The sequence below is a fragment of the Achromobacter sp. E1 genome (genome assembly GCF_037039475.1).
GTDB lineage: Bacteria > Pseudomonadota > Gammaproteobacteria > Burkholderiales > Burkholderiaceae_B > Achromobacter > Achromobacter mucicolens.
In genome coordinates, this window is the sequence record NZ_CP146253.1 from 2,661,112 (window position 1) to 2,679,912 (window position 18,801).

Below are 18,801 nucleotides of genomic sequence, written 5' to 3' on the forward strand. Positions count from 1 at the left end.
CGCCATGATGCAGACCTTGTTTCCCTTGCGGCTGTCCGCCTTGCTGCTGACGGCGGCGCTGGCGGGTTGCTCGCTCGCGCCTGTCTATGAACGTCCGGCGTCTCCCGTGGGCGACCACTGGAGCCTGGCGGCGTCCGGCCCCGGCGAGTCGGCGGCGGCGACGCTGGACTGGCAGTCCTTCATCACCGACGACGCCTTGCGCAAGCTGGTGGAATTGGCGCTGGCCAACAACCGCGACCTGCGCCAGACGCTGCTCGACATCGAGGCGGCCCGGGCGCAGTACCAGATCACCCGCGCGGACCGGCTGCCCGGCATCGACGCGCAGGGCACGGGCACGCGCCAGCGTGTGCCGGCAGACCTGAGCAGCACGGGCGCCTCGTCGGTCCAAAGCAGCTATCAGGCCGGCCTGGGCTTGACCGCCTTCGAACTGGACCTGTTCGGCCGCGTGCGCAGCCTGTCGGATGCCGCCTTGCAGGAGTACCTGGCGACCGAGGCGACCGCGCGCAGCGCGCAGATCAGCCTGGTGGCCGAGGTGATCCAGGCGTATGTGGCGCGCGATAGCGCGCAGCGGCGTCTGGATGTGACACGCCAGACGTTGGCCAGCCGCGAGGCGTCGCTGGCGCTGACCGCCAAGCGCCGGCAGGCGGGCGCGGCCACCGCGCTCGACTATCAGGAAGCGCTGGGCCTGACCGAGCAGTCACGCGCCGAGCTCGAGCGCACGGATCGCGAGGTCCGCCAGGCCGGCAACGCGCTCGGCCTGCTGGTGGGCATCAGCGACCTGTCGCCGTATCTGCCGGCGCGCACGGCCGATGCGCCGATGCTGGTGCAGGAGATCGCGGCGGGCGCGCCATCCGCGCTGCTGGAAAACCGGCCGGACATCCTGGCCGCCGAGCATGCGCTGCAGGCGCGCAACGCCAGCATCGGCGCGGCGCGGGCCGCGTTCTTTCCCAGCATTTCGCTGACCGGCCTGTTCGGCAGTTCCAGCGCGGACCTGTCGGGCCTGTTCGAAGCCGGCCAGCGCGCCTGGTCGTTCACCCCGCAGATCACGCTGCCGATCTTTGCCGGCGGGCGCAACGTGGCCAACCTGGATCTGGCCACCGTGCGCAAGGACATCGCCGTGGCCCAGTACGAACGCACGATCCAGACGGCGTTCCGCGAGGTGTCGGACGCGCTGGTGGCGACCGAGACGCTGCGGCGTGAAGAGGCGTCCCGGCTTGCGCTGGCGCAGTCCAGCCAGGTGGCCCTGCAGCTGTCGGAGGCGCGCTACCGCGGCGGCGTGGACAGCCATCTGCGCTATCTGGATGCGCAGCGCAGCGCTTACACGGACCAGATCGCCTACATCGACGTCAGCGCGCAGCGCCAGGCGGCGCTGGCGACCTTGTTCAAGGCGCTGGGCGGCGGGTGGCCGGTCCAGCAGCCGCCGCAGGCGGCACGGGACTGAGCGGCGAAAGGGGGGCGTCGGACGGACCCCCGGTTGTGACCCGTGCGGATCCGCTGCGCACGGGCCGCCCGCCGCCTACGCCTTGCGCAGCCCAGCCCGCTGCATGGACGGCTGGCTTGCGTCGTCCACTTCCACCGGCTGCCTGCCGCGCCCGATCAGCCACGCGCAGAAGGCCGACACGACCCCCGCAAACATCACGTACAGGCAGATCAGCCACGGCTGCCCGCCACCCGTCTTGAGCAATGCGGTGGCGATGATCGGCGTGATGCCGGACGCGAAGATACCCGAGAACTGGTAGACGAACGAAATGCCGGTGTAACGCACCTTGGCATCGAAAAGTTCGCAGAACAGCGCGGCCTCCGGACCGTACACGGCGGCGTACAGGATCCCGAACGGAATGATGATGGCCAGCCAGATCAGCATCACGTTGCCGCCGCTGTTGATCATCATCCAGAAGCCGGGGAAGGACGCCGCGGCGGTGATGAGCGAACCCCAGAAGTACACGCGGGTGCGGCCGATGCGGTCGGACAGCCGGCCGAAGAAGGGGATGAAGAAGCACATCACCAGCGCCGCCGCCATCACCCCGATCAGCGCCTCGGTCCGGGTGATCTGCACCGATTGCGTCAGGAACGAGATCGAGAACACGCCAAAGACGTTGAAGAACACGCCGTCGATATAGCGCGCGCCCATCCCCTTGACGACGTTGCCCGGATAGCGGCGCATCATGTCCATGAACGGGATGCGGCTTTCGGCGTTCTGCGCCTTGACCGCCGTGAACTCCGGCGTCTCCTTGATGTTGAGCCGGATGTACATGCCCACGGCCACCATCGCGGCGGACGCCAGGAAGGCGACGCGCCAGCCCCACGCCATGAACTGCTCGTCGGTCAGCAGCACGGATAGCAGCGCCACCGTGCCCGAGGCCAGGCAAAGTCCGATCGCCAGCCCGATCTGCGGCAGTGACGCGTAGAAGCCTTTCTTGTCGGGCGGGGCATATTCATAGGCCATGAGCACCGCGCCGCCCCATTCGCCGCCCAGCCCGATGCCCTGGAACACACGCAAGAGCAGCAGCAGGATGGGCGCCCAGATGCCGATCATCTCGTACGTGGGCACCAGGCCGATCAGGAAGGTGGCTATGCCCATGATCATCAGCGTCATCACCAGCATGCTCTTTCGGCCGATGCGATCGCCGAAGTGACCGAAGATCAGTCCGCCCAGCGGCCGGGTCACGAAGCCGACGGCGAACGTCGTGTAGGCCAGCATGGTCGAGACCAGCGGATCGCCGGTGGGGAAGTACAGCTTGTTGAATACGATGCCGGCGACGACGCCATACAGGAAAAAGTCGTACCACTCGATGGTGGCGCCGATCAGCGAGGCGGTGACGACTTTGCGCACCGCCGCTTCGTTTTGCTTGGCCATGTCCAGTCTCCTTTGGTGGGTCGGCCGGACAATCTGCGCTGCCGCGGCCGGGTCTGTCTGCGATATGCGTTTCCTAACCGGGGTCCGTCATCTCCATCCGCGCAGGCGTGCGCACGGTCTGCGCGCGCGCCTGCCGCACGTCCTGCAGCATGAAATCCGCCGCGCGCTCGGCCAGCATCACGACCGGCGCGTTGGTGTTGCCCGAGACCAGCGTGGGCATGATCGAGCAATCCACCACGCGCAGCGCCGACACGCCGTGCACGCGCAGGCGCTCGTCGACCACGGCCATGGGGTCGCTGCGCGGGCCCATCTTCGCGGTGCCCGAAGGGTGGAAGATGGTGGCGCCGTACTCGCGGCAGAAGTGCAGGATCTCGTCGTCTGTCTGCACGTCCGGACCGGGGCGGAATTCGCGTTTCATCAGGCCGGCCAGCGGCTCGGTCGCGGCGACCCGGCGCGCGTACCGGACAGCGGCCACGGCCATGCGGCGGTCCAGCTCCGTCGACAGGTAATTCGGCAGCATGGACGGCGCCTCGAACGGGTCCGTGCTGCGCAGCCGAACGCGGCCGCGCGAGCTGGGCCGCAGCTGGCACACCGAATAGGTGCAACCCGAGAAGGGATGCACCTTGCCGCCCGCCATGTCGGCCGACAGCGTGGCGAAATGGAACTGGGTGTCGGGCGTGCGGCTGGCCGGGTCAACCCGGCAGAACAGGCCCCCCTGGTTGATGCCCACGGCCAGCGGACCGCTGCGCAGCAGCAGCCATTGCAGTCCCATGCGCAGGCGGCCGTGCAGCGTGCGCAACTGGTCGTTGGTGGTGATCGGGCGCGTGGTCTCGTAGATCAGGCGGATCTGCAGATGGTCCTGCAGGTTTTCGCCCACGCCGGGCAGGTCGCGCACGATGCCGATGCCGAACTCGCGCAGCAGGCTGGCCGGGCCGATGCCGGACAGCTGAAGCAGTTGCGGCGATTGCAGCGCGCCCGCGCAAAGCACCACCTCGCGCCGGGCGCGCAGCGTTCGGACCTGGCCATCGCGGCGGTAGCGCACGCCGCAGGCGCGGCTGCCTTCGAACAGCACGGCCATCGCGTGCGCATCGGTTTCGATGCGCAGGTTGGGGCGGTCCTGCGCGGGCCGCAGGTAGGCGACGGCCGTGGAGCATCGTCGCCCGTTGCGCGTGGTGAGCTGGTAGTAACCCACGCCTTCCTGGTCGCCCGAATTGAAGTCACGGACGCGCGGCACCCCCAGCTTGCCGGCGGCGCCGATCAGCGCTTCCACCAGCGGATGCGGCGTCTTGATGGACGTGGCGTTCAGCGGGCCCTCGGTGCCGCGGGTGGGGCCCGGGCCCAGATCGTTGTTTTCCAGCTTGCGGAACCAGGGCAGGCAGTCGTCCCAGCCCCAACCCGGGTTGCCGGCTTCGGCCCAGGCGTCGTAGTCGTCGCGCTGGCCGCGGATGTAGATCAGGCCATTGATGGAACTGGAGCCGCCCAGCGTGCGGCCGCGCGGCCAGTAGATGCGCCGGTCCAGCATGTTGGGATCCGGGTCGGTGTAGTAGCCCCAGTTCACCACCTTGTGGAACATCGTCTTGCCGTAGCCGATGGGAATATGGATCCACGGATAGGTGTCCTTCGGACCGGCCTCCAGCAGGCAGACCGAATGCGCGCCGTCCGCGCTCAACCGGTTGGCCATCACGCATCCGGCCGAGCCGGCGCCCACCACGATGTAATCGACGGTATCGGACATTTCTGCGCGGTCTCCCTTATATTTGTTCGGCATGACCGGCCGGTGCAGACTCCGCAATGCGGACCAGGCCGGCATCTGAGGCGATTCTAGGAAGCGCGCGCACAGAACAAAGCACAACACGCGCTGGGGCGGAGAAATGGAACAGAACATGCGGCTTCGGTTTCAAAATCGCAGTGCAGCATCGCAGGAGCCGGCCGATGGCCGGTCCGATGACGCGGGCGGACAGCAGGAGGCCGCCCGTTCGTTGCGGGCGTTGCTGGTGCTGGATCATCTGGCGCGGGCGCAGCATCCGCCCACGCTGGCGCAGCTTGCGCAGCGGCTCGACATGCCCAAGACCACGTTGATGCGCCTCTTGGCGGCCATGCAGCGCGCCGGCTTCGTGGCCGCCACGCCCACCGAAAACGGTTTCGTGCCGGGGCCGCAGGCCACCTCGCTGGCGCTGGCCACGCTGCGCGCCTGCGCCTTCACCCGCGCGTGCCGCGCCGTGCTGACCCAACTGGTGGGCACGCTGGGCGAAACCTGCAACCTGACCGCGCCCGACGGCGACCGCGTCGTCTACATGGAGCGCGTCGAGACCAATGAGCCGTTGCGGCTCTTTTTTGCGGTGGGCAGCCACGTGCCCATGCACTGCACGGCAAGCGGCAAGCTGTTCCTGGCCTCGATGAACCGTCTGGAGCGCAGCCGCGTGCTGGCCCGCCTGCCGCTCACGCGCAACACGCCGCGCACGCTGACCGACCCGGCCCGGCTTGAGGCCGAGCTGGAGCGGCTGGCCGTGCGCGGCATCGGCATCGACAACGAGGAATTCGTGCGCGGCATGAGCGCGGTGGCGGTCCCGGTGCGCGACGGCGAAGACCGCGTGGTCGCGGCGGTGGCCTGCCATGCGCCCACGGCGCGCGTGATGCTGGACGATCTGCTGCGCGCCGTGCCGGTGCTGCAGCGCGCGGCGCAGTCGCTGCACGAGGTGCTGGCGGCGCACCGGCCGGGCGGTTGAACCTGGCGCCGGGCACAGCCGTCCGGGCCATCAGTGGGTCATGCGGCCCCCGCTCACCATCCAGCGCGTGCCATACCGGTCGACCAGCGCGCCGTAGGCTTCTGCCCAGAACGTCTTTTGCAGCGGCATCGTGACGCTGCCGCCTTCGGCCAGAAGGTCGAATACCCGATGCGCGTCCGACACGGTGGGATACACGAGCGCCAGCGCCACTCCCCGGTTGCCGGGGTAGGGGTGTCCGGCGGTGGCGTCGCTGCCCAGCAAGGTCTGCTCATCCAGCGTCAGGCGGGCGTACATGACGCGTCCGGCGTCCTCGTCGGACAGAATGGGCATGACGGCATCGGCGGGCGCATCGGCATAACGGACCAGCGCGTCAAGGCGGCCTCCCAGCACGCGTTCGTAAAAGCGCATGGCTTCGGCGCAATTGCCGTCGAAACTGAGATAGGCGGATAACTGGGGCATGATGGCTCCGGGCGGGGTGAGGTGCGGCGGGTCCGCATGGGCAAGGCGGGCGGCACAGGCCTATGATGGAAGTCTGATCCGATAACGGCCGGGAGACAATCCATGCAACAAGGAAGCTGCCACTGCGGACAGATCGCCTATGAAGTCGATGGCGATGTGTCCCAGGTGCTGGAATGCAATTGCTCGCACTGCAGCCGCAAGGGCTATCTGCTGTGGTTCGTGCCGCGCGCCGCGCTGCGCATCACGTCCTCGACGCAGACGCTGTCCACGTACACCTTCAACAAGCACGTGATTTCGCACCATTTCTGCGCCAATTGCGGCTGCGCGCCATTCGGTTTCGGCGTGGGCGCCGAAGGCAAGGAGACCGCGGCCGTCAACGTGCGCTGCCTGGAAAATGTGGACTTGAATGCGCTGACCCGCATTCCCTACGATGGCCGCAATACCTGATTGGCGGCCCCGGCCCCCGACGGATCGGAACAGGGCTGCCGCGAAAGGGCGGTGGCGTCACGATTTTTTCACGATGGAGCGGTGCAATGAGCACGGTAAGGCTGCTGAGCGATGACGAAATCCGTAGAAGTCCCGAGGCCTGGGCGGTGTTGGAAGACATCCGCGCCACGCGCAAATCGGACTTCGTCAACAATTTCTGGCGTGCGCTGGCCAACGATCCGCCGCGGATGCGCAGCGTCTGGGAGCAGCTCAAGACGGTAATGATGGCCGAGGGCGAGCTCTCGCCGCTGGTGCGCGAGCTGATTTACATCGCGGTGTCCACGGCCAATGGGTGCTCGTATTGTGTCCATTCCCACACGGCCTCGGCCCGCGCCAAGGGCATGACCGACGGCCAGCATGCGGAACTGCTGGGGGTGATCGCGATGGCGTCGCAGACCAACGCGCTGGCGACGGCGCTGCAGGTGCCGGTGGACGAAGCGTTCCACGTGACATGAACAGGAGGCGGCCATGTCGCTGATTCCCTTGTTTCCATTGTCCAACGCGCTGTTTCCCGACGGCGTGGTGCAACTGCGCATCTTCGAGGTGCGTTACCTGGACATGATCCGCCGCAGCATCGCCGAGAACACCGAATTCGGCATCGTGGGCCTGCTGGCCGGTAGCGAGGTCCGTTCCCCGGAAGGCGAGGAGACGCTGTCGCCTGTCGGCACGATGGCCCGGGTCGAACGCTGGGAGGCGCCCATGCCGGCCTTGCTGGAAATCCGGTGCCGCGGCGGGGAACGCTTTCGGCTGCGGTCCAGCGAGGTGGCAAAATACGGCCTTTGGATGGGCGAGGCCGAGCCCATCCCCGACGATCCGCCCACGCCCGTGCCGGCAGCCATGCAGCCCAGCGCCGATGCGCTGGGCCGGCTGGTGGCGCAGTGGCAGCGGGACGGCGTGCCCGCTGAAAGAATGCCGCTTGCGCCGCCGTTCCGGCTGGACGACTGCGGCTGGGTGGCGAACCGCTGGTGCGAACTCTTGCCCTTGCCGCCGGACGACAAGGCGACCCTGTTGGCGCTGACCGATCCGGTCTCGCGGCTGGCGGCGATCCAGGACGTGCTGCGCGGACAGGGGCTGGCGTAGCGCGCGGCCCGACTTTATTTGGACACCATGGAAATCAGAGTAGACGAAGGCCTGCGCGCCTATATAGACCCGCTGACCGAGGACGAACACGCCGCGCTGGAGCGCAGCCTGCTGGCCGAAGGGTGCCGCGACGCCCTCGTGCTGTGGGGCGATCTGCTGGTCGACGGCCACAACCGCTACGCCATCTGCGTCAAGCACGACATTCCCTTCAAGACCATCCAGCATCCGCACTTCAAGTCCATCGAGGACGTGCATCTGTGGATGATCGAGAACCACCTGGGCCGGCGCAGCGTGTCGGACTTTCAGCGGGGGGTGCTGGCGCTGCGCAAGAAGGAGATCCTGCTGGCGCGTACGGGGCCTGAAACCGGGGCGGCGACTGGCGAGGGGGCGACAGAAGGCGCTGGCTCCGACGGATCGCCGCCCGACGGATCGCCGCCCGACGACTCTCCGCCGTGGGATGAAGACGCGCCCGGGACCGCTGCCGCGCCGATGCGTGGCCACGCCAATCCGGACTGGAAGCCGGCCGTGCCCAGCCGGCAGGCGCTGGCGCGCGCCGCCCGCATCAGCAGCAACACCCTGGGCCAGATCGAAAAGATCCAGAAGTCCGCGGCGCCGGAATTGGTGCGCGCGGTCAAGGAAGGCGCCATCTCCATCAACGCCGCGGCGGCCGTGGCGTCGCTGCCGGCGGAACGGCAGGCTGCCGCGGTTGCCGGCGGCCGCAAGGAATTGCAGCAGGCCGCCCGGGAAGTGCGGCAGGCCAAGGCCCCGCCACCGCGCGAGGCGCCGCCCGAGGAGCCCATCGAGAACATCGCCGACATGCCGGCCGAGATCGCTCGCCTGCGCCAGTTGCTGGCCAAGCTGACGGACGAGCGTGACCAGCTCAAGAAGAAGGTCATGCACCTGACGGTGGCGTTGTCCGAGGCGCGCAGCGCGTCGGGCACCGGCGACGACTGAGCGCGGATGCAGGAATAAGGGATAACCCTTAAGCGGCGTAATCCACGAAAAATATTCGTGGATCGCTGGGAATTTATATCGTTTTGAGGAAAGGCTTGCGCGGCTTTGTAATGCAGGTTCGCTTCAACGCTCCTTGCATTCACACTGACTTTCCTTATGAATCCCATCGGATATCGCATTCTTTCCCGTACCGCGCCGGCCGTCGCCGCCGACGTGCTGGCCGGCTTTGCCACCATCGGCTCGGCCCAGATCAGCGACTGCATGAATCGTCTGTACGGCGTGTCGGGCCTGCGTCCGCTGCATAACGGCGCACGCCGCACGGTCGGCGTGGCGCTGACCGTCAAGACCCGTCCGGGCGACAACCTGATGATCCACAAGGCGATTTCGCTGGGCGGGGCGGGCGACGTGATCGTCGTGGACGGCGCGGGCGATACCAGCAACGCGCTGGTGGGCGAACTGATGATGATGGACGCGCAGTCGCGCGGGATCGAAGGATTCGTGATCGACGGCGCCGTGCGCGATGCCGACGTATTCGCGCAGGGCGAATTCGGCTGCTTTGCGCGTGATGTTTCGCACAAGGGGCCTTACAAGGACGGTCCGGGTGAGATCAACGTGCCCGTGTCGGTGGGCGGCCAGGTGGTCAACCCCGGCGACGTGGTCGTGGGCGACGCCGATGGCGTGGTGGTGATTCCGGCCGAGCATGCCGGCGCCGTGCTGGCGCTGGCACTCAAGAAGGAAGCCGACGAAGCCGTGGCCAAGGAAAAGCTGCGCGCGGGCACGTACACCAAGCCGTGGCTGGAAAAGACCCTGGCCGAAAAGATGGGGGCGGCCAAATGAGCATCGTCGCCGACCGCATCAAGCGCATCAAGCTTTCGCCCAGCGTCGCCGCGCGCGCCATCATCGCCGAACTGCGCGAACAGGGCCGCCGCATCATCGACCTGACCATCGGCGAACCCGATTTCTCGACGCCCGAACACATCCGGCAGGCCGCGACGGCCGCCATGAACCGCGGCGAAACCAAGTATCCGCCAGCGCAGGGCACGCTCGCCCTGCGCAAGGCCGCCGCCGCGCATCTGCTGGAAGCGACCGGCGTGACGTACCCGGCTTCGCGCGTCATTGTCAGCACCGGCGCCAAGCAGGTGATCTTCAACGGCCTGGCCGCCACGCTGAACGATGGCGACGAAGTGCTGATTCCCGCGCCGTTCTGGGTGTCCTATCCGGACATGGTCCTGGTCAACGGCGGCGTGCCGGTGACGGTGGAAACGTCGCCTGCCAGCGACTACAAGGTCACCCCCGACGCCCTGGAACGCGCCATCACGCCGCGCACCAGGTGGCTGATGATGAACGCGCCCAGCAACCCGACCGGATCGGTCTACACCGCGGAAGAACTGCGCGGCCTGACCGAGGTCCTTGCGCGTCATCCGCACGTCTGGCTGATGACCGACGACATCTACGCGCGCCTGAACTTCACCGGCGAGCCCACCGTGCATCCGCTGCAGGTGGCGCCGGAACTGGCCGAACGCACCCTCGTGGTCAACGGCGTGTCCAAGGCCTATGCCATGACGGGCTGGCGCATCGGCTACGGCGCCGGTCCCGACGAGCTCATCAAGGCAATGGCGATCCTGCAATCGCAAAGCACGTCGGGCGCCTCGTCGGTCAGCCAGGCGGCCGCGCTGCAAGCGTTGACGGGCCCGCAGGACTGCGTCGTGGAGTTTGCCAAGGTGTTTCGCGAGCGCCGTGACCTGGCGATCGCCGAATTGTCGGGCACGCCGGGCCTGGACATCGTGGTGCCGCAGGGCGCGTTCTATGTCTTTCCGGACTGCTCGGGCCTCTTGGGCAAAAAGACGCCGGCCGGCGACGTGATCGCCAGCGATACCGACCTGACGCATTACCTGCTGCGCGAAGCGGGCGTGGCGGTCATCGACGGTCACGCCTACGGCGCGCCGGGCACGTTCCGGCTGTCGTTCGCGGCCTCGCTGGACGATATCCGGCAAGGTTGCTCGGCGATCCGCGAGGCGTGCGCCAAGCTGGCCTGATACCCGATACCCGCCGGACCTCGGCGGTCCGGCGTGATCGATTCAACGCCATCGATTCAACGTCCTATTCAGTCTGTTCACCAAACAACCAATCAAGGGGAATGAACCATGAAGCGTCACACTTTCTTTGCCGCCTTGGGCCTGGCTACGCTGGCCGCGGGCGGAATCGCCCACGCCGACCAGCTTGACGACATCAAGGCGCGCGGCGAGCTGGTCTGCGGCACGTTGGGCACGTCGCAACCCTTCAGCTTCCAGGACGCCGCGACGCGCCAGCTGGTGGGCTATGACGTGGACGTTTGCAAGCTGGTCGCCGACAAGCTGGGCGTCAAGGTCAACTACAAACTGCTGTCGGTGGCGGCGCGCGTGCCCGAGCTGAACGAAGGGCGCGTGGACATCCTGGCGGCCAACCTGGGCTATTCGCCCGACCGCGCCCAGCAGATCGCTTTCAGCCACTCGTACTACGTCAGCCCGCAAAAACTGATGGTGCGCAAGGATTCCGGCCTGGATTCGATCGAGGCCCTGAACGGCCGCCGCATCGGCGCGACCAAGGGGTCCAGCTCCGAGCGCGAAATCAAGCGCATTCTGGACAAGTCGCAGGTGATCGGCTACGGCGACAGCTCGGCCACATACCTCGCCCTGCAGCAGAAGAAGGTGGACGCGCAGTTCGCCTCCGAGCTGGTGCTGGTGCGCCTGGTGCTGCAAAGCCCGCCGACCGCGCCGGTCAGCGTCATCCCGAAGGCGGTGTTCGATGAGCCCTGGGGCCTGGGCGTGCGCAAGTCCGAACCGCGTTTTCTGGAAACGGTGAACCAGGCGCTGGACGAGGCCGAAGCTTCCGGCGCGGCGGCCAAGCTGTTCAACAAGTGGTTTGGCCCCGAGACGCCGTACAAGCTGGAACGCAGCTTCAAGATCGGCCCGATCGCCGGCTGAGGCACGGATCCGGGCGCTTCGTTCGCCACTCCGTCACGGCTTCGGCGCGTCCCGCAAGGCGGCGCGCGCGAAGCCGTGATGCTTGGCGCCGCGCGCCCGATCGCAGGAGATTGACAGGTTTATGAGCTTTCTAGACGCTTCCCAATACCAGCTGCTGCTCAGCGGCATGGCGGTCACCGTGCAGCTGTTCCTGGTTGCATGGGTCATGGCGTTCACCATCGCGGTGACGCTGGTGGTGGTGCGCGCCACCAATCTGGCGCCGTGCCGCTGGCTGGTCGACGCCTATGTGGAATACCACCGCAACGTGCCCCTGCTGGTGCAGGTGCTGTTCTGGTATTTCGGCATGCCCGAATTGCTGCCCGAAGGGTTTCGCATGTGGCTGTACGCACACAACGCCGAAATGTCACTGGCGGCGATCGCGCTGGCGCTGGGGTCGGCCGCCTATATCGCCGAAGACATCCGCAGCGGCCTGCGCGCCATTCCCGGCACCCAGTTCGAGGCCGCCCGCGCGCTGGGCGCCAGCTATCTGCAATGCATGCGCTTCGTGATCGTGCCGCAGGCGCTGCGCATCTCCATCCCGCCGCTGGTCGGACGCGCGCTGCTGCTGTTCAAGAACACCAGCGTGGCCATGGCGATCGGCGTGATGGAGCTGACCTACCAGGCGCGGGAAATCGAAAACGAGACCTACCGCACCTTCGCCACCTTCGGCGCGGCGACGATCATGTACCTGCTGGGATCGTTCCTGATCATGGCTTTCGGATCGCGCATCTACGCCCGTTATCGTCTGAACCGCGGAGGCCACGGTGCTTGATCTGCTGATGCAATACTGGCCCACGCTGCTCGTGGGCCAATACCCCAACGGTCCGCTGGGCGGACTGGCGCTCACCCTGATCCTGGCCGCGCTCGGCCTGGCGATGTCCTTGCCGCTGGCGCTGTTGATCGCGCTGGCGCGTGTCAGTCCCTATGGCTGGCTGCGCACGGCCAGCAAGGCCCTGGTCAATGTGGTGCGCGGCATGCCGTTGCTCATGCTGATCTTCTGGGCTTACTTCGTCGTGCCCAAGATCACCGGGCAGGTGGTCAGCGGCTTCTGGACGCTGATCTTTGCGCTGGTGGTCTATGAAAGCGCCTACCTGTCCGAGGTGATCCGGTCGGGCATCGAGGCGGTGCCGCGCGGGCAGATCGAAGCCTCGCGCTCGCTGGGCGTGGGCTACTGGACGACGATGCGCAAGGTGGTGCTGCCGCAGGCGCTGTTCAACGTGCTGCCCAGCATGACCAGCCAGTTCGTGTCCACCATCAAGGAAACGTCGCTGGGCTATGTCATCAGCGTCAATGAACTGACTTTTGCCGCCAACCAGGTCAACAACCTCGTGCTGACGCAGCCGCTGCAGGTGTTCGGCATTCTGGCCATCATCTACTTCTTGGTGTGCTTCAGCCTGAGCCGCGGCTTGAGCTGGCTGGACCTGCGCATCCGCCGTTCGCGGGCCATGGCTTAAAGGAACAAAACATGATCAATCTCGAAAAAGTGAACAAGTGGTACGGCGAGCATCATGTGCTCAAGGACGTGGACCTGTCGGTGGCGCGCGGCGAAGTGCTGGTGGTCTGCGGCCCGTCGGGGTCGGGCAAGTCGACCATGATCCGCACGATCAACCGGCTGGAACCCATCGAGAAGGGCCGCATCCTGATCGATGGCCAGGACATCTACCAGAAGGGCGCCAACCTGAACGCCTTGCGCCAGAAGATCGGCTTCGTGTTTCAGCAGTTCAACCTGTTTCCGCACATGAGCGTGCTGGAAAACGTGATCTTCGCGCCGGTGAACATCCGCAAGCAGCCGCGCAAGCAGGCCGTGGAGCTGGCGCGCAGCCTGCTCGATCGCGTGGGGCTGGCGCACAAGATCGACGCCTATCCCGGATCGCTGTCGGGCGGCCAGCAGCAGCGGGTGGCGATTGCCCGCGCGCTGGCCCTGCAGCCGCCGGTCATGCTGTTCGATGAGCCGACCAGCGCGCTCGACCCGGAGATGGTGGGCGAGGTGCTGCAGGTGATGAAGGGGCTGGCCAAGGACGGGATGACGATGGTGTGCGTGACGCACGAAATGGGCTTTGCGCGCGACGTCTGCGACCGCGTGGTGTTCATGGACGCGGGCGAGATCCTGGAGATGGACACGCCCGAGCGCTTTTTCAGCGCGCCGGCGCATCCGCGCGCGCAGCGCTTCCTGGCGGACATCCTGCATCCGCGGGGATGAGCCGGGCCGTGCGGCCTCGGTGGTAATGTTGGGGGTTTCCATGCGCTTTTCTTCAACCGCGGCGATGTACACCCTCAAACAGCTGGAGGCCTTTTATTGGAGTTCCGAACTGGGCAGCTTCAGCGCGTCGTCGCGCAAGCTGCACACCACCCAATCGGCCGTGGCCAAGCGGGTGGGCGAACTCGAGGCCTTTGCGGGCGCGCCCCTGTTCGAGCGGCGGGCCAAGAAACTGCTGATGACCCCGCAGGGCCGCAAGCTCTTTGAGCTGGCGAGCCAGATGCTGGAGCTGAACAGCCGGATCGTCCAGAACATGGCCGATCCGGCCAGCTTCGAAGGCGTGGTGCGGCTGGGCGTGACGGAACTGGTCGGCATGACCTGGCTGGCCGGGCTGATCAAGCAGATCAGCCAGCGCTACCCGCGCGTGCAGCTGATGCCCGAGATCGACGGCGGCATTACGCTTTACGAGCGGCTGGAGCAGGACGAACTGGATCTGGCGATCATGCCGGGTCCGTTCTGGGGCTACCAGTACGACTGCACGCACCTGGGCGCGGTCACCAATGTATGGATGGCCAGCCCGGCGCTGGACCTCGATGTCGCCGCCGCGCTGACGCCGCAGGACCTGGCGCCGTACCCCGTCATTTCGCAGCCCACCAATTCGGCGTTATCGCATCTGTATGACGCGTGGTTCGCCGAGCAGGGAATGCCCGTCAAGCGGGTGTTGACGTGCAACAGCCTGGGCATGATGGCCCAGCTGACGATGCTGGGATTGGGGATCAGCTACCTGCCGGGCGCCTACTTTGCGCCACTGGTGGCGCGCGGGGCGCTGTGCCAGCTGAATGTGCAGCCGGACCTGCCGACCATCAACTACTACGCGGTGCACAAAAAGAACATCGTCAACCCGGTCGTGTCCCGGGTGATCGACATTGCGCGCGAGGAATGCGCCTTCGAGGTGGCGGGGGCGTTTCTGCCGCATGTGCCGCCGGCGGCGCGGCCGCTCGGGGTGGGTGAAAAGGGCGAGTGAAAGGGCGGGTTGGCCGATCGGGAGCTGGCCGGAGATTGATTGGCAAGGCCTGCGGCCGGCGGGGGCCGCTGGCCTTGCGCTTGTCTTGTTGCGGCGCCCGGTCCTGCCGCTGAGGCGGCCGGACGCGGGCCGGCTGGCGCCGTCAACCGCAGCGGATTGCCGTCATCACGTCCTTGTCGTCCACGATGAGGTTCAGGCGGGTGTTGTTGTATTCCATGGTGACCACCTGGCCCGGGCGCAGCATGCGCGCGGTGGCGCTGCCGCTGCGCGTGCGCATGTCTTCCATGACGGAGGGCGTGGCTTTCTGGCCGATCATCGATTGCAGCGCGCCCGCGTCGCAGCTTTTGCCGCTGGTGCTGCCGGGCATGGACGAGGATGAACCGTAGGAAGCGCCAGCGCCGGTGCTCGAGGAAGAGGACGCGCTCGAGGAGCTGGATGCCGGCGCGCTGGATGTGCGCGAACCGCCAGTATTGGCGCACGCAGCCAGGCTGGCAACCAGCAGGAAGGGGATCAGCTTGCGGATCATGTAGGACTCCTTACAACGAGCGGACAAAAACCCATGATAGACCAGCGGCGATGCGCTGTGGTCAAGGTGCGGCGGCCCCTGTGCAACCGGGCAACAGCGGCAGGCGGCTGGCCGCGCAGCTTTGCATGCGGTGTCTGACACCCGTATGGACGGTCTTCAGGCTTGAAGGGTGTTTCAAGGGTGTCAGACACCTTTGGAGAGGGTGTTTCAAGGGTGTCAGACACCTGGGAGGCGGCTGGCGGCGAAGCTTCAATGGAAATCGCGGCTTTGCGCCGCCAGTCCGCCAAGCAGGTCGGACATATCCACCAGCCGCTGCGCGATCAGGTGGCGCACGCCGTCCACGCTTTGCCAGGCGCCAAAGACCCCCAGCAGGGTGGCGCCCAGCAGTTCGCGGCGCTGGCGTTCGATGAGGTCGGGGCGGACCACCACGTTGACCGGGCCGGTCTCGTCTTCGAGGGTCACGAAGATGACGCCCTTGGAGGTCTGGGGGCGCTGGCGCACGGTGACGATGCCGCAGGCGCGGGCGATGCGTTTGTTGGGATAGCCGTTCAGCACCGAGGCGGGCTGGAAATTGCGGGCGGCCAGTTGCGGGCGCAGCAGCGACACGGGATGGCTGTGCAGCGTCAGGCCCACGCTGCGGTAGTCGGCGGCCACCGTCTGGCTTTCCGACGGGGCGGACAGTTGCGGGGCCTGGGCGTCCACGATCTCGGCGTCGCGCAGCAGGTCGCGGCTTTGCACGCTGGCGGCGGCCTCCCAACTGGCCTGGCGCCGGTGGCCGGCCAGGGTGCGCAGCGCGTCGCCCGCGGCCAGCGCGTTCAGGTCGTGGCGGTTGAGTCCTGCGCGGCGGGCCAGGTCGGCGGTGTTGGCAAAGGGGGCGTCGGCCCGCGCGGCTTCGATGCGGCGGGCGGTGTCCTCGCGCATGCCCTGCAGCAGGCTGAGGCCCAGCCGCACGGCGGGCCGGGGTTCGGCGGCAGGCGGCGCGTGGTGATGCGCGCGCCGCCTGCCGCCGGGATGGCCGCCGGGCAGTATTTCCAGCACGGAATCCCAGCCGCTCACGGTGACGTCTGCGGGCAGCACGCACACGCCGTGGCGGCGCGCGTCCTGCACCAGCTGCGCGGGCGCATAGAACCCCATGGGCTGGGAATTGAGCAGGGCGGCCAGGAAGGCCTCGGGTTCGTGGCGCTTGAGCCAGGAACTGGCATATGCCAGCAGCGCGAAACTGGCCGCATGGCTTTCCGGGAAACCGTATTCGCCAAACCCTTCCACCTGACGGAACAAGGCTTCGGCGAAGTCCAGCGTGTAGCCGTGCGCCAGCAGCCCGCCCACCAGCTTGACGCGGAACTTGTCCACGCCGCCCTTGCGCCGCCAGGCTGCCATCGACCGGCGCAACTGGTCGGCTTCGCCCGGCGAGAAACCGGCGGCCACGACGGCGATCTGCATGACCTGTTCCTGGAAGATGGGCACGCCCATGGTGCGGCTGAGCACGCCGCGCACTTTTTCGCTGGGGTAGGTTTCGTCTTCCTTGCCCTGGCGGCGGCGCAGGTAGGGATGGACCATGCCGCCCTGGATCGGGCCCGGGCGCACGATGGCCACCTGCACCACCAGGTCGTAGTATTCGCGCGGCCGCAGGCGCGGCAGCATGGTCATCTGCGCGCGCGATTCGATCTGGAAGACGCCGATGGTGTCGGCATCGCAGATCATGTCGTAGGTGGGCTCGTCGCCTTCCGGGATGTCCTGCAAGGCCAGCGGCTGGCCGCGGCGCTGGCTGGCCAGTTCGAGTGTGCGGCGCAACGCCGACAGCATGCCCAGCGCCAGCACGTCCACCTTCAGCAGCTTCAGGGCATCCAGGTCGTCCTTGTCCCATTGCACGACGCTGCGGTCTTGCATGGCGGCGTTTTCAATGGGCACCAGGCGCGAGAGCTTGCCGCGTGAAATGACGAAACCGCCCGGATGCTGCGACAGATGGCGCGGAAAGCCCATCATGGTCTGCGCCAGCGACGCCCATTGGCGGGCCACCTGGGATTCGGGGTCCAGGCCGCACGCGCCCAGCGTGCGCAGCATTTCCTTCTTGCCGTCCCACCACTGGTGGGCGCGGGCCACGGCGTCGATGACGCCCGGGTCCACGCCCAGCGCACGCCCCGTGTCGCGCAGCACGCTGCGCGGCCGGTACGAGATGACCACCGCGGTCAGGGCGGCGCGTTCACGGCCGTATTTGTCGTAGATGTACTGGATGACTTCTTCGCGGCGCTGGTGTTCGAAGTCGACGTCGATGTCGGGCGGTTCGTTGCGTTCCTTGCTGATGAAGCGTTCGAACAGGTTGTTGCCGCGCTGCGGGTCCACGGCGGTGATGCCCAGGCAATAGCACACGGCGGAGTTGGCGGCCGAGCCCCGGCCCTGGCACAGGATGCCGGCGTTGCGGGCGAACTGCACGATGTCGTAGACGGTCAGGAAATAGGCCTCGTAGTTCAGGTCCGAGATGAGTTCCAGTTCCTTGTCGATCTGCGCCGTGATGCCGTCGGGAACGCCCCGCGGAAATCGCCGGGCGGCCCCGGCCAGCGTTTCCTGGCGCAGGTAGCTGGCCGGCGTGTGGCCGGGCGGCACGATCTCGTCGGGGTATTCGTAATGCAGTTCGTCCGGTGAAAACGTGCAGCGGCGCGCCACGGCCAGGGTCTGCGCCAGCGCGTCGGGCGGGTACAGACTGGCCAGCCGCATGCGGCTGCGCAGGTGTTGTTCGGCGTTGCCGGACAGCGCGTAGCCGCATTGCGACACCTGCTGGCGGGTGCGGATGCCGGTCAGCGTGTCGTGCAGCGGCTTGCGCGAACGCACATGCATCTGCACCTGGCCGACCGCCACGATCGGCAGTTGCGAGGCCTGGGCCGCGTGCTCGACGGCGGCGCGGTGCAGGTCGTCGCGCGACTGGTGCAGCAAGGTCAGCCCCACCCACGCCCGCCCCGGAAAGACGCGCGCCAGCCAGCGCGCCTGGTCGGCCATGCGGTCGGCGTCGGTGCCGTAGGCGGGCGTCAGGATGGCCAGGCATTCCGGCAGGTTGCGCAGGTGCGCGTACCCGGCGGGCGGATCGGCAATGTCTTGCGGCGCCAGCCGGTATTCGCCCTTGGGCGCCCGGGTGCGGCCCAGCGTGATGAATTCGGACAGGTTGCCGTAGCCCTCGCGGGTCTGCGCCAGCAGGGTCAGGCCCAGCGGCGCGGCGTCGGGCGCGGCGCGCAGCTGGAACGTGGCGCCGATGATGAGCGGCAGCTTGAGGGTCTTGGCCTCGGTATGGGCGCGCACCACGCCGGCCAGCGAGCATTCGTCGGTCAGGGCGAGCGCGGCATAGCCCAGTTCGGCCGCGCGGGCGGTCAGTTCCTCGGGGTGCGAGGCGCCTTGCAGGAAGGAAAAATTGGACTGGCATTGCAGCTCGGCATAGCCGGGCAACTGGGCCAGGGTCTCAGCCGGGTCCAGCGGATCGGGGGCGTCGTCGTCCATGCGCATG

General features: G+C 67.3%; 18 protein-coding genes. 13 read left to right on the forward strand and 5 right to left on the reverse strand.

The features are described from left to right. The first annotated feature begins 4 nt into the window (after window positions 1-4). Window positions 5-1,441 carry an efflux transporter outer membrane subunit gene (locus tag V6V88_RS12245; RefSeq protein ID WP_276530682.1) on the forward strand — a complete coding sequence of 479 codons (1,437 nt, stop codon included), beginning with the start codon at window positions 5-7 and terminating at the stop codon, window positions 1,439-1,441. Between the two features lie 75 nt (window positions 1,442-1,516). On the opposite strand, the gene V6V88_RS12250 is transcribed toward V6V88_RS12245, so the two are convergent. Continuing rightward, window positions 1,517-2,857, reverse strand: coding sequence for an MFS transporter (locus V6V88_RS12250; protein ID WP_223575663.1), 1,341 nt, complete (start codon window positions 2,855-2,857; stop codon window positions 1,517-1,519). A 73-nt stretch (window positions 2,858-2,930) separates the two neighbouring features. After that, window positions 2,931-4,592 carry a choline dehydrogenase gene (locus V6V88_RS12255; protein ID WP_175235245.1) on the reverse strand — a complete coding sequence of 554 codons (1,662 nt, stop codon included), beginning with the start codon at window positions 4,590-4,592 and terminating at the stop codon, window positions 2,931-2,933. A gap of 136 nt (window positions 4,593-4,728) precedes the next feature. On the opposite strand from V6V88_RS12255, the gene V6V88_RS12260 reads away from it, so the two are divergent. Then, on the forward strand, window positions 4,729-5,583 hold the full coding sequence (locus V6V88_RS12260; RefSeq protein WP_056317121.1) for an IclR family transcriptional regulator: 855 nt from the start codon (window positions 4,729-4,731) through the stop codon (window positions 5,581-5,583). Window positions 5,584-5,613: 30 nt separating this feature from the next. Here the strand turns inward: V6V88_RS12260 and V6V88_RS12265 are convergent, their stop codons facing one another. Next, entirely contained in the window at window positions 5,614-6,042 is a 429-nt protein-coding gene (locus V6V88_RS12265; RefSeq protein ID WP_056317125.1) for a VOC family protein, read from the reverse strand. Between the two features lie 102 nt (window positions 6,043-6,144). On the opposite strand from V6V88_RS12265, the gene V6V88_RS12270 reads away from it, so the two are divergent. From V6V88_RS12270 to V6V88_RS12320, 11 genes are all read left to right on the forward strand, one after another. Continuing rightward, window positions 6,145-6,489, forward strand: a complete 345-nt coding sequence (locus V6V88_RS12270) for a GFA family protein (RefSeq protein ID WP_056317126.1) — start codon at window positions 6,145-6,147, stop codon at window positions 6,487-6,489. Between the two features lie 86 nt (window positions 6,490-6,575). Further along, window positions 6,576-6,983 carry a carboxymuconolactone decarboxylase family protein gene (locus V6V88_RS12275; RefSeq protein ID WP_062841534.1) on the forward strand — a complete coding sequence of 136 codons (408 nt, stop codon included), beginning with the start codon at window positions 6,576-6,578 and terminating at the stop codon, window positions 6,981-6,983. Between the two features lie 13 nt (window positions 6,984-6,996). Continuing rightward, window positions 6,997-7,608, forward strand: coding sequence for an LON peptidase substrate-binding domain-containing protein (locus V6V88_RS12280; protein WP_223575661.1), 612 nt, complete (start codon window positions 6,997-6,999; stop codon window positions 7,606-7,608). Between the two features lie 27 nt (window positions 7,609-7,635). Beyond that, window positions 7,636-8,562, forward strand: a complete 927-nt coding sequence (locus tag V6V88_RS12285; protein WP_223575660.1) for a hypothetical protein — start codon at window positions 7,636-7,638, stop codon at window positions 8,560-8,562. A gap of 156 nt (window positions 8,563-8,718) precedes the next feature. Beyond that, window positions 8,719-9,399, forward strand: a complete 681-nt coding sequence (locus tag V6V88_RS12290) for an RraA family protein (RefSeq protein ID WP_062841531.1) — start codon at window positions 8,719-8,721, stop codon at window positions 9,397-9,399. Continuing rightward, window positions 9,396-10,598: an aminotransferase class I/II-fold pyridoxal phosphate-dependent enzyme gene (locus tag V6V88_RS12295; RefSeq protein WP_062841530.1), complete on the forward strand. Its 1,203-nt coding sequence runs from the start codon at window positions 9,396-9,398 to the stop codon at window positions 10,596-10,598. Before V6V88_RS12290 ends, V6V88_RS12295 begins: the two co-directional genes overlap by 4 nt. 108 nt (window positions 10,599-10,706) lie before the next feature. Further along, window positions 10,707-11,525: an ABC transporter substrate-binding protein gene (locus V6V88_RS12300; RefSeq protein ID WP_062841529.1), complete on the forward strand. Its 819-nt coding sequence runs from the start codon at window positions 10,707-10,709 to the stop codon at window positions 11,523-11,525. A gap of 121 nt (window positions 11,526-11,646) precedes the next feature. After that, the gene (locus tag V6V88_RS12305) at window positions 11,647-12,336 is read left to right on the forward strand and encodes an amino acid ABC transporter permease (RefSeq protein WP_056317142.1); all 690 of its coding nucleotides are present in this window, start codon (window positions 11,647-11,649) and stop codon (window positions 12,334-12,336) included. Further along, on the forward strand, window positions 12,329-13,018 hold the full coding sequence (locus V6V88_RS12310; protein WP_056317143.1) for an amino acid ABC transporter permease: 690 nt from the start codon (window positions 12,329-12,331) through the stop codon (window positions 13,016-13,018). The genes V6V88_RS12305 and V6V88_RS12310 overlap by 8 nt, the downstream gene beginning before the upstream one ends. Window positions 13,019-13,029: 11 nt before the next feature. Then, window positions 13,030-13,764 carry an amino acid ABC transporter ATP-binding protein gene (locus V6V88_RS12315; RefSeq protein ID WP_062841528.1) on the forward strand — a complete coding sequence of 245 codons (735 nt, stop codon included), beginning with the start codon at window positions 13,030-13,032 and terminating at the stop codon, window positions 13,762-13,764. A gap of 64 nt (window positions 13,765-13,828) precedes the next feature. Beyond that, a complete protein-coding gene (locus tag V6V88_RS12320; protein ID WP_196589532.1) occupies window positions 13,829-14,785 on the forward strand; it encodes a LysR family transcriptional regulator in 957 nt (318 codons plus the stop codon). Between the two features lie 142 nt (window positions 14,786-14,927). Here the strand turns inward: V6V88_RS12320 and V6V88_RS12325 are convergent, their stop codons facing one another. Together V6V88_RS12325 and V6V88_RS12330 are read right to left on the reverse strand one after the other, a co-directional pair. Continuing rightward, window positions 14,928-15,311: an I78 family peptidase inhibitor gene (locus V6V88_RS12325; protein ID WP_062841526.1), complete on the reverse strand. Its 384-nt coding sequence runs from the start codon at window positions 15,309-15,311 to the stop codon at window positions 14,928-14,930. A 249-nt stretch (window positions 15,312-15,560) separates the two neighbouring features. Further along, the gene (locus V6V88_RS12330) at window positions 15,561-18,800 is read right to left on the reverse strand and encodes an error-prone DNA polymerase (RefSeq protein WP_338619358.1); all 3,240 of its coding nucleotides are present in this window, start codon (window positions 18,798-18,800) and stop codon (window positions 15,561-15,563) included. Window position 18,801 lies beyond the last annotated feature (1 nt).